This is a genomic window from Pseudarthrobacter sp. DSP2-3-2b1 (assembly GCF_049895945.1).
In the GTDB taxonomy this organism is placed as follows: domain Bacteria; phylum Actinomycetota; class Actinomycetes; order Actinomycetales; family Micrococcaceae; genus Arthrobacter.
Genome location: NZ_JAFCTI010000012.1, coordinates 40,411 through 52,674, shown reverse-complemented (window position 1 = coordinate 52,674; position 12,264 = coordinate 40,411). Strand labels below are relative to the sequence as shown.

Genomic DNA, 12,264 nt, shown 5'->3' with positions numbered 1-12,264 from the left:
CGCCGCCGCGGCCGTCAGGGTGCGGCGCCGTCAACACCATGCCCGACGGACCCGGCGTTGCCCGCCATCCCCCAGGGAACGGTGCTAGTTGCTGAGGTAGCCGTTCGGGTCCAGGACATACTTTGTGGCCGCTCCGGCATCAAATTCGGCGTACCCCCGCGGGGCGTCCTGAAGCGGGATTGCCGCGGCGTTGACCGCTTTGGCGATGTGGATCCTGTCATGCAGGATTGCCATCATCAGCTGCCGGTTGTACTTCATCACCGGGCACTGGCCGGTGGTGAAGGAGAGGGACTTCGCCCACCCGGTACCCAGCGACAGGGACAGGCTGCCCTTCTGGGCCGCTACGTCCGCGGCACCCGGATCCCCGGTGACATAGAGTCCGGGAATGCCCACCGACCCACCGGCGGCGGTGAGGTCCATCAGCGAATTGAGCACGGTGGCCGGCGCCTCCTGGGCTCCGGCGCCGTGTCCGTGTCCACGGGCTTCGAAGCCGACTGCGTCGATGCCGGCATCGACCTCCCGGACGCCGAGAAGCTGCTCGATCTGGTCGGCCGGGTCGCCGTTGGCCACATTGACGGTTTCGCAGCCAAAGGACCGGGCCTGGGCCAAGCGATCCTCATTGAGATCCCCCACAATGACCACCGCGGCCCCCAGCAGTTGGGCGCTGGCCGCCGCGGCAAGCCCCACGGGACCGGCGCCGGCAACATAGACGGTGGATCCGACGCCGACCCCTGCCGTGACGGCCCCGTGGAAGCCGGTGGGGAGGATGTCCGAGAGCATGGTCAGGTCCATGATCTTTTCCAGGGCCTGGTCCCGGTCCGGGAACTTCAGCAGGTTCCAGTCTGCGTAAGGAACCAGGACGTATTCGGCCTGGCCGCCGACCCAGCCGCCCATGTCCACGTAGCCGTAGGCGGACCCGGGCCGGTCCGGGTTCACGTTCAGGCAGATACCGGTCTTGCCCTCCTTGCAGTTCCGGCAGCGCCCGCAGGAGATGTTGAAGGGGACCGAAACGATGTCCCCGACCTTGATGAACTCGACGTCGGGCCCGGTCTCGATGACTTCCCCGGTGATTTCGTGTCCCAGGACCAGGCCAGCCGGGGCGGTGGTGCGGCCACGGACCATGTGCTGGTCCGAACCGCAGATGTTGGTGCTGACGGTGCGCAGGATGACACCGTGCGGGACCTTCCGGCCGACATTGACGGGGTTGACCCCGGGGCCGGCCTGCAGTTCAAAGGTGGGATAGGGGGTATCGATGATTTCCACGATTCCCGGCGCCTTGTATGCAACGGCTTTGTTACCTGACATTGAATGGCTCCTCTGGGTTTGGTGATGGTTCCGTGATGCAAGTTGGGTCAGCTTTGCGCTGTCCGGGCAGGACGGCTGCAAGCGGCTAGGCGTCGATCACCAAGTCGCTCCGCGCGGTGGAGCAGCAGGGCAGGAACTTGCCTGCATCAATTTCCCGTGCCCGGATCCCGCCCTGGTGGTTCATCTCGACCTCCCCGGAAAGCTTGACCACCTTGCAGGAGCCGCACATGCCTTCTTTGCAGTTCGCACCGATCCTGACGCCCGCGCGCTGGGCCACCCCAAGGATGTGTTCTGTAGGGTCTATACGCACATTGATGCCGGTGCGCATGAAGGACAGGGTGAGGCTTCCCGTTCCCACCGTGTCGAAGGCCGAGGCATCTGGGGCCCCGGTGTCCGGTCTCAGGTCCGGACCGCCGTCGGGGGCTTCGGGACAGGGCGCATCCTCGTCGGCGGTTTCCAACGGCAGCCCCGTGGCCTTCAGGGTTCCCTCGGCATCATAGCCGGGCTCGTAGAGCCCGAACGCGGTGGGCTGGCTTTCGTAGTAGTCCTCGGCGGAATCGGCGATCTCTTCGGCGATTTCCTCCGCGATGTCCACGGCAAGCGCGAGCTCCGCCTGGTATTCAAGGAGCGTCTGGCGGTCTCCCGAGAAGAACTCCATGTGGATGGAGGTGTCGTCGACGCCCACCTTCTCGAGGAGCCCGGTGGCGGTGTTCAGGTAGCCCTCGGGGCCGCAGGCATAGACCTGGCGGCCGTTGGCATCGGGGGCCACCTCCTCGAGCATGGCCGCCGTCAGCCTTCCGGTGAGCCCTTCCCACCCTTCAGGTTGGCTGCGGTCTCCCAGGGAGTAGAAGACTTTGACGCGCGAGTCAACGGAGGCGATATAGGCCAACTCCTGGTGGAACGCAAAGTCTCCGGCTGCTGCTCCGTGGTAGAGCACCACCACATCGGCCTGTCCGGGCAGGGAGTGGATGGTGCGCACCATCGACATGATGGGGGTGATGCCTGCCCCGGCGGCAAGCAAGAGATACCGAGCCCGCCGGTCGGCGTCGGGCAGGTGGAATGCCCCCACCGGTCCGAGCATCTCGAGGACCGTGCCGGGCCTGACGTTCCCGTGCACCCACGGTGAGACCAGGCCCGTGGGGTCGCTCTTGACTGTGATGTTGAAGGTCCACGGCTGGGTGGGCGAACTGGACAGCGAGTAGCTGCGGTCCACCGCCTCCTGGTTCTCGCCGTTGACGGGAAAGGCAACGTTTACGTACTGGCCCGGACGGAACGCCAGGGGCGCACCATCGGAGCGGCGGAACACAAAGGTCATCATGCCGCCGGCCTCGGGAACGGTCTCCACACATTCGGCCATGAACTCCTGCGGATGCCAGGGACCCAACGCGCGGGCAGCGCCGGCGGGGCCCCCGGTGCTGGCCATCACCCTGTTCCACGGCATCTCAAGACCGCGGATGCGCTGCGGTTCCTGGGTTGCCGTGACGGTGCGGACTTCGATCATGCCAAGTGCTCCTGTACACGCTGCACGTACCAGTTGATGAACGCCTCCACCTGGTATTCGCTCTTCATGTAAGGGCCGGGCTCGTAAGCGGGGCTGCCGGCACCCTTCTGGCACAACTCCACGAAAGCCTTATCCTGCAGATTGGTCTGCTTCCAGGTGTAGGTGAGTTTCTCCAGATCGTAGTCAACGCCTTCCTGGGCGTCGTCAGCCACCAGCCACGTGGTGCGTACCAGGGTCTGGTGTTCGTTGACGGGGAAGACGGCGAAGGTGATGACGTGGTCCCCGAGGAAATGGAACCAGCTGTTGGGCTGCAGGTGCATCGAGCAGCGGCCAAGGCGGAAGTCCGGCAAGTCGCCGAGCAGCTTCTTGGAGAGCCTGTGCCCATCGGGCGAGAACGATTCGCCGTCACCGTCGAGCGGCTCCCGTGAGATGCGGATACCCGCTACGCGGGTGTCGAGCTCCTCGAAGACCTCATAGGGAAGGCCATAGCGGCGGCAACGCTCCTCAAGGGAGGACTGGGCTTCTTTGTTACGGTCCCACACCTCCTCGAGATGGGCCGGGACCAGGCCCTCCGTCAGGCCCCAGGTGGGAAACAGGGAGCAGGCGAGTTCCGGGTGGCCGTCGCAGTGGTAGCACTCACGGTTGTTCTCCATGACGAGCTTCCAGTTGCCCTCCTCGATGATGTTCTGCTGGTAGGCGATTTTCGTCTTCGCCAGATCGTGGGGCGCCAGGTAAGGCTCGAAAATCTTACCGGTTTCGTCGAAATCCGTGGGTGGATCTTCGGCAATGCAGACAAAGATCAGTCCTGCGAACACGCGGCTGTGGGCACGCTTGAGGCCGAAGCAGCCCCTGTCGAATTTCGTTTCCCCCGGTGCCGAGGCATGGATCAGATTGCCCTCGGGGGAGTAGGTCCAGGAGTGGTAGCCGCATACCAGGTTTCCCGTTGTCCCTGCGGGTTCGGTGAGGACACGGGCGCCGCGGTGGCGGCACACGTTGTGCAGGACGTTGACGCCGCCGTCGTCGTTTCGCAGCACGATCAGGGAGTAGGGCCCGTAGTCGACGGTGACGTAGTCGCCCGGTTCCGGAAGCTCGGCAGTGCTGGCCGCAAAGATCCAGTGCTGGCCAAAAATTGCCTGCATGTCGATGGTGAAGATGGCCGGATCGGTGTAGAAGGGGGCATCGAGGGAATAGCCCGGGCGCCGGAAATCGAACAGCTCGTTGATCTCCGCCAGTTGCTCTGCCGGCAATGATGAAGCGAGTTTGCCGCGTGATTTGAGGGGTGCGTTCACTGGAGCAGACATGGGTTTCCTCCCGGAAGGGCTGCGGTAGAAAGTGTGGGATCCGCGGAGACCACGGGTTGGCGGATGCAAACCGGCGTTGTCAAAGACCTCTTAGTCATGAGATTAGAGACCATCGATCTGCAACAAAAGCGCAAGATTCAGGAGAGAACCATGCACAATAGGTGCATGATCGATCCACGGCTCATCACGCTCCGGGTGTTTGCCCGGTGCGGCACCGTTGGCGCCACCGCGGAACTCACGGGTTATTCCCCCTCCGCCGTCTCCGCGCAACTGCGGGAGCTCCAGCGCGTGCTTGGAATGCAGCTGTTGACGAAGGACGGCCGGGGCGTGCGGCTGACCGCCACGGGCCGCTTTCTCGTGGCGGGCTCGGACGCCCTCGTTGCGGAGTGGGAGAGCCTGCGCGCCGCGGCCATGGAGGCCGGCGATCAGGTCCAGTCCCGTTTTGGTCTTGGCGGATTCTCCACGGCGGCCGCCCAATTGCTCGCGCCGCTGGCCGCCACCCTGCGCTCAACACGCCCCATGCTGGAGGTGCAGGTACTCGAGGCCAACCCGGCCCGCTGCTTCGATCTGTTGGTTGCCGAGCGAATCGACCTCGCGGTCGTCGTCGCGATGCAATCCGAAACCTATGTGGAGGACGATCCGCGCTTCGAACAGACCGTCCTGCTCGACGACCCCCTCGACGTGATCATTCCTGCCGATCATCCGTTCGCATCGCGGGAAACGGTGACGCTCGAAGAGCTGGCGTCGGAACCCTGGATCACCGAGGCCGCCGGATCCACCTACCACGCCCTGTTCACTGCGGCTTTTACAGCGGTCGGGGTGACGCCGCGGATTGCCCATGAAGCCGTTGAATGGGAGACGCAGATCGCCTTCGTTGGTGCAGGGCTGGGCGTTGGCCTGCTGCCGCGCCTGGCACCCCTGCATAGTGCCGAAAACGTGATCAGATTGCGCATTACCGGCAGAGGGAAACCCGCGCGCCGCATTGTCGCCGCCGTGCGCAAAGGCAGCCTGGCATCGCCCCTGATTCAGGAGTCCCTCGGCATCCTGCAGGTCAGAGCCAACCGGATACTCGCCGCCCGGCCCGAAGACGATCTCTGAAACGCCGCCTTCTCAGGGGAACCAGTTCATGGCCCTGATTGCGCCCCTGGTCAACCGCGCGAACATCTCATTGGTCACCCCGGGAGGAGGGCCCACCGGGAACAGCCGCTGCACGGCAACCGTTTGGGCCTCGGTGTACTTCAGGATGCCTTCCCGGCCATGACGCCGCCCCACCCCCGAGTCCTTCATCCCGCCCATCGGCGCATCATGGGAAGCCCAGGCTGCCGCATACCCGTCATTGATGTTGACCGTTCCTGCCAGCAGGCGGCGGCCAACGGCTTCGCCGTGCCGGGCTGACCAGACGCTGGCATTGAGTCCGTAGGGGGAGTGGTTGGCCCTGGCCACCGCCTCTGCGTCGTCCCCCACACGATAAACGGCGACGACGGGGCCAAACGTTTCCTCCCCTGCCACGAGCATGTCCTCGGTTACGTCGGTGAGGATGGTGGGTTCGTAGAACAAAGGACCGAGATCCGGCCGGCCTTGCCCGCCGGTCACCAGCCGGGCCCCCTTGGCCAGGGCGTCCTGGACGTGCGAGCTCACCCTTTCGAGCTGCCGACGGCCGGTCAGCGATCCCATGTCGATGTCCCAGCCGGTGCCCGGGCCGATGCGCATCGTCTTCACCTGGGCCGTAAAGGCCGCCAGGAAAGCATCGAAAACGGCATCATGAACGTAGATCCGCTCGATGCTCACACACAGTTGGCCGGTGTTGGAAAAACAGGCCTGCCTTGCACCCCGGGCGGTCCTGGTGATGTCCGCGTCGGCCAGAACCAGCATGGGATTCTTCCCGCCGAGCTCGGCCGAGTACCCTATGAGCCGCTCCGCGCATTGCTTGGCCACAGTCTTTCCCGTGGCGGAGGATCCGGTGAACATCAGGAAGTCCACGCCGGCGATGAGGGCTGACCCCAGCAAAGGCCCCGGCCCGGTGACGATCTGGAAGAGGTCCTGTGGAAGCCCGGCCTCCCGCAACAGCTTCAGGGCCAGCAACGCTGTAAAAGGTGTCTGGGAATCGGGTTTGAGGACTACTCCGTTTCCTGCAAGGAGTGCGGGGAGGGCGTCCGAAAGGGCAAGGGTCAACGGATAGTTCCAGGGGCTGATGATCCCCACAACGCCCCTTGGGAGGCGGTGCTCCACGGTTCTGGTGAGGATGGGTGCGGCACCCTTGCGGCGGGCGGGCCGGAGGTACCTTTCTGCGTTGCGCCCGTAATAGCCGGCGGTCAGGGCCACGTCAGCCAGCTCCTCGAAGGCGCCCAGCCTCGACTTGCCGCTCTCGGCCTGCACCATGTCCAGGATCTCCGGCTCCCGCTCGAAGAGCAGCCCACGGAACCGCCGGATCACCGCACGGCGTTCCTTCAGGGGTGCGGCGGCCCACAACCGCTGTGCCGAGCGGGCGCCGGCGACTGCTGCATCGACGTCGTCCGCGGTGCACACCGGCACGTTCCCCAGCAGGCTGCCGTCGAACGGAGCATGCGAGGCCTGGGTGGGACGCCCGGCGGAGGCGGTCACAAGACCGGAGAGATGGGATGCACTGGCAGGGGCGCGCCACTTCCCGCCCGTAACGGCCGACGTCGGGCCCGGTTCCGTGATGCTGGTCATCGGTGCGCTCTCCTCTTCGGGGACTGACTCTCCTGAGCCTAACCGCCCCGCGAGGTCCCCAGCCGGAAACAGGAAAACTCCCGCCGGAACGAACCGGCGGGAGTTGTCGTGTCTGATCTGCTCAGCCCAAGCTGGCGGTCGGTTTCGTCTGCAGAACCTCCGCTGGCGTGAATCGTGCGCCCGTATCCGGGAAGGACGGGACCTCGATCCGGGCGTGGGTGTGGATCTCCTGGACAGTCTTGCGCGTGTGCTCGGCGATCTCCTCCATGGTGGTGACCCACATGCCGTCCATGGACTTGACCCGTTCGATCAGCTTTTCCAGGGCCACCGCCTTGGAGGGCCGCCCGGAGATGAACGGGTGGTTGGTCAGGACGAAGCAGCTTCCCTGGGCATGGTGTGCCTCGGCTTCAAGAGTCCACATCTCCAGCACCTTGGCGGGGCTCTCGATGACGCCGCTGCCGGTCACGCCGGGGTAGAACGCGTACTGCTCCCAGTCATCCAGTGCCCAGTCCACCGGGATCTCCACGATGTCCCGGCTGTCACCCGGGGCGACGCTGAAGCGGTAGGGGGCGTCGCCGTCGAGCAGGCTCGAATCGTAGAGGAAGCCGCGGTCCGCGAGCAGCGCGGCGGAGTGCCAGTTCAGTTCCCACCACGGTGCCCGGTAGCCGACAGGCTCGACGCCGGCGGCCTTGGCAAGTGCCTCCAGTCCCCGGTCGATGTACCGGGACTCCGTCTCGGCGTCGATGCCCTGCATCGGCTCGTGCAGGTAGCCGTGGTGCGCCACCTCGTGCCCGGCGTCCACAATCCGGCGGACCGTGTCCGGGTAGCACTCGGCGGTGAAACCGGGGACGAAGAACGTGGCACGGATGTCCTGGCGCTGCAGGATCTGCAGGAGCCGCGGCACGGCAACCTTGGGCCCGTAGGACTGGTGGGTCATGAGGGACATCCGGCGCGTGCTCTTCGGATCGTGCGCGATGGTGCAGGATTCGGCGTCGACGTCGAAGGTGAAGGAGGCGGCTGCCTGCTTGCCCTCGGGCCAGGTGATGGGGTGGGCGGAGTCCGGAAATGCTGCGGTGGTCATGTCAGGGTTCCTTTTATCTAGAATCCGGCCGGGGTGCTGGGCCGGGTTTCAAAGCGGAGGTCAGCAGTGGCCTGCGCAACGGTTGCGGCCGGCAAAGCGGAGTCCAGGTACTTGCGGTGTACCCTCGGGCCCATGATTGCGTAGCAGGTGGCGCTGGCTACGCCGCCTGCGAGCCATGACAGGTCCCAGCCGCCCAGGGCCACGGCGATGGGGCCCTGCATTGCCGGAACCAGTCCGTACATGAACAGCCACGTGGCGAAGATGCCCACCAAGAGGGAGGTCACACCGGCCCAGTTGACGCCGGGGAGGCGCTTGGTGCCTACTGCGTCGAACAGCCGCTCCGGGTTGCCCGGCCACTTCTTGTCGATCCAGAAGTAGTGGACCAGCATGACTCCGCCCCACGCGGCAACCCAGGCAACCAGGCCGATGAGCCAGGCATCCAGAACTGCTGCGAAGTCTTCCTGAAAGATGAAGAAGATGACGGCGATGAGGGAGAAGACGCCCACGAACAGGTTGAGCTTGCGGCGGCTGATGGTGATGTCCAGCGACTGGGTGGCCACGGAGAAGGTGTAGATGTTCAGGATGTTCGTTGCGATGGGGCCGTGGAGCACCATCAGCAGGACAGGCAGGGCGAGCACGCCGAAGTTCTGGACGATGAGCTTGCCCGGGTCCACTTCACCGCTGTTGGTGGCCAGGCTTGCGCCCAGGATGCCCAGCCATACGACGGGGATGAACTGGCCCAGGACCGAGGCCAGGTAGACCTTCTTTTTGGGGACTTCGGTACTGACAAACCGGGAGTAATCGGCGGCGTAGGTGAACCAGGTGATGCCCCAGCCGATGCCGATGGCGGTCATCACAGCGCTCATGGCCGCGATCCGCTCCGAGCCTTCCAGGATGTTACCGGCAGGGCCCGCGTAGGACCAGTTGATCTTCATGCCGAACCAGGCCACCGCTGACATCACGGCGAGGATGATGATGGTGGGCGGGACGGTCCACTTCTCGAAGGCGGCGATGGCCTTGTAGCCGAACCAGGCGATGGCAACCTGGGCCGCCATGATGGCCGTGGCCACGCCGATCTTCCAGCCGTAGTTCTGCGCCTCAGGATCAACCCAGCCGAGGGTGCCGAACAGCGCCATGACCAGGTCCAGGATGATCCAGGTGTTGACTGCGCACCAGCCGATCACCAGGAGCGCCTGGATGGAGGCCGGCAGGTAGTTGCCGCGGCGGCCGAAGGCTGCGCGGGCCAGAACCATGCCGGTGGCACCCGTCTTCTGGCCCAGCAGGACGAAGCAGCCAAAAAGCAGCATGCCGATCAGGTTGCCCAGGACAAGCACGATGACGGTGTCTGCGAAACCCAACCCCAGGTGGATTCCCAGGGCACCGAGCACCCAGTTGATGGGCGCGAGGTTGGCACCGGCCCAGATCCAGAACTGTCCTGAAACCTTGTGCGTGCGCTGGGACTCCGGAATGGGCTGGAGCCAGGCTTCGCAGTCTTCATCAGGCTGCTGGGCTGCTCCTGCGGTGGAGTTGTGTTGTTGCATGGGTGGCCTCTTCGTTGAGGGGATGGGGATTACTCAACTTTAAGTGGCCCAGCGCACATGCACCATATATGATGTGTATCTAAATCCTCCCTTCCAATTGACGGAGTGTCATGTCTATCCGCCTGCTGGATGTTTTGGAACATTCCACCCTTACCCCGGCTGATCCCGTGATCCGCGCGGCAGCTGCGGTGGCGGCCGAAACCCAGCTTCGCTGGATCCACTCCAGTGAGGTCCTGGACATCGCCCCCTTGCTTAGCGGCGGCGAACTGCTCCTGACCGGCGGCCAGGCACTCGCGGCGGCCAGCGACAAACGGCGCACCGGCTACATCTGGGAACTGTCTGAACATGGCGTGGCTGCGCTGGCCATTGAGACAGGCGCGGCACTGCCCTCCATCCCGTCGTCGATGATTGCCGCAGCTGAATCCGCCGGCCTTCCCTTGGTGGAGCTACGCAAGCGGGTGCCTTTTGTGGGGGTGATGGAGGCGATCAACTCGCTGCTGGTGAGCGAATCCGCCGGCCAGTTGCAGCAGGCCGACCAGGCAAGCCACGCGATGGCGGTGGAGCTGGCCCACGGCGGCAGCCTCGACCGGGTCCTGACCGTGCTTGCTGATGCCACCGGTTCGGAAGTGGTCCTGACAACCAACGCGGGGGTCACCCTCGCCAGCGCCCTGCCGGCTGGGCACACTGAAGAATCCGAACCTGCAGCCTCTGCCGAGGCCGGGCCGGATCCTGTCCGCGAGATCCACGTTGACGTTTCTGTCCGAGGCATTCCGTCGGCACGGCTCACCCTCTACGTCCGCGGCGACGCCGATATAAACCTGGCCAGGATCGCCGGGTCCCGTTCGGTGGATATCCTGGCCCTGGCCCTGCTGCAGCGGATGCCTCCCGGCCTCAAGGAAATGGCCGGCGCGGCGCTCATCCGTGCAATTGACTCAGGAACGCAAAGTTGGCGCCTCCAGCAGCTCGCACCTGCTGCCGGGATCGCGGCCCAGGCCCACCTGGTAGCCGTTGTTGTCCGCTCCGCCGGTTCACGGCAGACCCGCACAAATGTGGACCATCTCCTGGACCGTGTGGCCCGGCACAGCGTCAGCTACGCGGACAACGCCGAGCTGCTGGCCCTGGCGGTCCTGCATCCTGACAGCCTTCAGGATGACCGGAACGCCATTGTTGCAGGGCTGCAGTCCATCGCCTTCGCGGCAGGGATTGTGGGTGCGGTGGGACCTGTCGCTTCGGGAATTTCTGTTGCGCCGTGGTCCCTGACGGAAGCCCGGCTTACTTTGGATCTTGCGGCCGACGGCGATCCGGGCCGTGCGGGGCACGGACAGTCAGGTGCGGCCCTCGACGCCGAGGCCTTCGCCGTGGAACGGCTCGCCTTCCACTCCCTGGACGAAGGACTCCGCACGGATTTCGTCCGCCAGCAGTTGGGTGCGATCCTCGACTACGATGCCCAGCGCAGGTCCCTGCTGGTGGAGACGTTGAGGGTCTGGCTGGATTCAGGCTGCAACACGGCCCAGGCAGCGCGGGAGCTGCATCTGGAACGCCAATCCATGCACCAGCGTCTGCAGCGGATCTTCTCACTCTGCGGCGGCGACCCCCGCGGAACAGGCCGCCTTGCGGCGCTGCACCTCGCCACCCGCCTCACGCCCCGTCTGGCAACAACCCTCCTCACCCAGACCTAGCCGCTCCCCCCCCCCCCCGACGCCCCACCCTCCCGACGCTCTCTCACTTAACGCAGATTCCTGGGCGATCCTCTCTCACTTAATGTGGATTTTTGCCGAACGCTCTCTCACTGGCCGCAGCGGAACCAACAGCCTGTGGATAACTTCTGCAGCGTCCTGCCGTTACGCGTCACAATGCCAGCATGCGAAAGCAAGATTTTCTGCCCGAGCCGTTGTCCACGGCTCCGTTCACCTTCGGTTCGGCTCTGAGCGCAGGCGTCACCTTGAACCGGCTCCGCCGGAAGGATGTAGTCAACGTGGGCCGCGGGCTCTATCGCCCCGCGGACTGGGACTTCGACCTGGAAGGCGCCGCCAGGGCTCTCTCGGCTGCATCACCCGGAGCCTGGATTTCGCACGTCACCGCTGCACGGCTTCGACGCCAGCCGCTGCCCCCTTGGCTTGCGGATTCCACGGAGCTCCATCTGAGCAAGCCCCGTTCGCTGCCGTCCGTCCGGCGGAAGGGCGTGGTGGGCCACACTGTTTTCACCCTCGAGGACGAGATCGAGCTGATCGACGGTATCCGCATGAGTACACGGTCCCGGACGTGGCTCGATTTGGCACGAATACTGCCGCTCAACGGCCTCGTCAGCATGGGAGATGAACTGATCCGCATCCCGAGGGTTGATTTCGAGGGAAGGACACAGCCCTACGACACGGTGGCGGGGCTGAGTATGCTGATCGGCCGCCACCCGAATTTGCAGGGCATCGTCCGGGCGCGGGAAGCCCTGGACCTGATGCGGGTGGGTGCCGATTCTGCCCCCGAGTCACTGCTCCGCCTGGCAATCGTCGACGCCGGGCTCCCGGAGCCCGAACTTCAGGTGACGCTCCGCGCCGGAGACGCCCGGTCGCCGTCGGCCGATCTCGGTTACCGCCACCGGCGGCTGGCGATCCAGTACGACGGCGGACATCACCTTGGTGACGCTCAGATCCACAGCGACCGGAGACGGGACAAGGCGTTCGAAGCGGCCGGCTGGACGGTCCTTGTTTTCGACAAGAGCGATCTCGCGGACGATTTTCAGCGTGCCGTCACCAGGATCAAACGCGCGCTGCGCAACGGCTGGCTTGACCACCCCCAAGCTGCGGGTTTTGCCTGAAGCGGTTGAGCTGCCAAGGAAAACTGCGGACC

General features: G+C 65.0%; 9 protein-coding genes. 3 read left to right on the top strand and 6 right to left on the bottom strand.

Translation table 11 applies throughout. The features are described 5' to 3' along the window. Nucleotides 1-84 precede the first annotated feature (84 nt). The 3 genes from fdhA to ACP7AX_RS14810 all read right to left on the bottom strand — a co-directional run bounded on the left by fdhA (nt 85) and on the right by ACP7AX_RS14810 (nt 4,107). The gene (gene fdhA / locus ACP7AX_RS14820; RefSeq protein WP_131684244.1) at nt 85-1,305 is read right to left on the bottom strand and encodes a formaldehyde dehydrogenase, glutathione-independent; all 1,221 of its coding nucleotides are present in this window, start codon (nt 1,303-1,305) and stop codon (nt 85-87) included. An 85-nt stretch (nt 1,306-1,390) separates the two neighbouring features. Next, the gene (locus ACP7AX_RS14815; RefSeq protein WP_426227380.1) at nt 1,391-2,806 is read right to left on the bottom strand and encodes a ferredoxin reductase; all 1,416 of its coding nucleotides are present in this window, start codon (nt 2,804-2,806) and stop codon (nt 1,391-1,393) included. Further along, a complete protein-coding gene (locus ACP7AX_RS14810) occupies nt 2,803-4,107 on the bottom strand; it encodes an aromatic ring-hydroxylating oxygenase subunit alpha (protein ID WP_426227378.1) in 1,305 nt (434 codons plus the stop codon). Before ACP7AX_RS14810 ends, ACP7AX_RS14815 begins: the two co-directional genes overlap by 4 nt. A gap of 165 nt (nt 4,108-4,272) precedes the next feature. Between ACP7AX_RS14810 and ACP7AX_RS14805 the strand changes: the two genes are divergently transcribed. Next, nucleotides 4,273-5,205 (top strand): LysR family transcriptional regulator, encoded by a 933-nt coding sequence (locus ACP7AX_RS14805; protein ID WP_426227376.1) that lies wholly within the window; start codon nt 4,273-4,275, stop codon nt 5,203-5,205. Nucleotides 5,206-5,217: 12 nt separating this feature from the next. Here ACP7AX_RS14805 and ACP7AX_RS14800 read toward each other — a convergent pair whose 3' ends face one another. From ACP7AX_RS14800 to ACP7AX_RS14790, 3 genes are all read right to left on the bottom strand, one after another. Further along, a complete protein-coding gene (locus tag ACP7AX_RS14800) occupies nt 5,218-6,798 on the bottom strand; it encodes a succinic semialdehyde dehydrogenase (protein ID WP_426227374.1) in 1,581 nt (526 codons plus the stop codon). 121 nt (nt 6,799-6,919) lie between these two features. Continuing rightward, a complete protein-coding gene (locus ACP7AX_RS14795; RefSeq protein ID WP_131684249.1) occupies nt 6,920-7,879 on the bottom strand; it encodes a polysaccharide deacetylase family protein in 960 nt (319 codons plus the stop codon). Between the two features lie 17 nt (nt 7,880-7,896). After that, nucleotides 7,897-9,420, bottom strand: a complete 1,524-nt coding sequence (locus ACP7AX_RS14790; RefSeq protein WP_426227372.1) for a purine-cytosine permease family protein — start codon at nt 9,418-9,420, stop codon at nt 7,897-7,899. Between the two features lie 110 nt (nt 9,421-9,530). Between ACP7AX_RS14790 and ACP7AX_RS14785 the strand changes: the two genes are divergently transcribed. Together ACP7AX_RS14785 and ACP7AX_RS14780 are read left to right on the top strand one after the other, a co-directional pair. Then, a complete protein-coding gene (locus ACP7AX_RS14785) occupies nt 9,531-11,099 on the top strand; it encodes a PucR family transcriptional regulator (RefSeq protein ID WP_426227369.1) in 1,569 nt (522 codons plus the stop codon). Nucleotides 11,100-11,281: 182 nt separating this feature from the next. Next, on the top strand, nt 11,282-12,232 hold the full coding sequence (locus tag ACP7AX_RS14780; RefSeq protein WP_426227367.1) for a DUF559 domain-containing protein: 951 nt from the start codon (nt 11,282-11,284) through the stop codon (nt 12,230-12,232). Nucleotides 12,233-12,264 lie beyond the last annotated feature (32 nt).

What these genes read in the sequence shown, in the direction of transcription:
- ACP7AX_RS14785 (WP_426227369.1), top strand. Translation starts at nt 9,531, where the DNA reads ATGTCTATCCGCCTGCTGGATGTTTTGGAACATTCCACCCTTACCCCG.
- ACP7AX_RS14795 (WP_131684249.1), bottom strand. Translation starts at nt 7,879, where the DNA reads ATGACCACCGCAGCATTTCCGGACTCCGCCCACCCCATCACCTGGCCC.
- ACP7AX_RS14815 (WP_426227380.1), bottom strand. Translation starts at nt 2,806, where the DNA reads ATGATCGAAGTCCGCACCGTCACGGCAACCCAGGAACCGCAGCGCATC.
- ACP7AX_RS14805 (WP_426227376.1), top strand. Translation starts at nt 4,273, where the DNA reads ATGATCGATCCACGGCTCATCACGCTCCGGGTGTTTGCCCGGTGCGGC.
- fdhA (WP_131684244.1), bottom strand. Translation starts at nt 1,305, where the DNA reads ATGTCAGGTAACAAAGCCGTTGCATACAAGGCGCCGGGAATCGTGGAA.
- ACP7AX_RS14790 (WP_426227372.1), bottom strand. Translation starts at nt 9,420, where the DNA reads ATGCAACAACACAACTCCACCGCAGGAGCAGCCCAGCAGCCTGATGAA.
- ACP7AX_RS14810 (WP_426227378.1), bottom strand. Translation starts at nt 4,107, where the DNA reads ATGTCTGCTCCAGTGAACGCACCCCTCAAATCACGCGGCAAACTCGCT.
- ACP7AX_RS14800 (WP_426227374.1), bottom strand. Translation starts at nt 6,798, where the DNA reads ATGACCAGCATCACGGAACCGGGCCCGACGTCGGCCGTTACGGGCGGG.
- ACP7AX_RS14780 (WP_426227367.1), top strand. Translation starts at nt 11,282, where the DNA reads ATGCGAAAGCAAGATTTTCTGCCCGAGCCGTTGTCCACGGCTCCGTTC.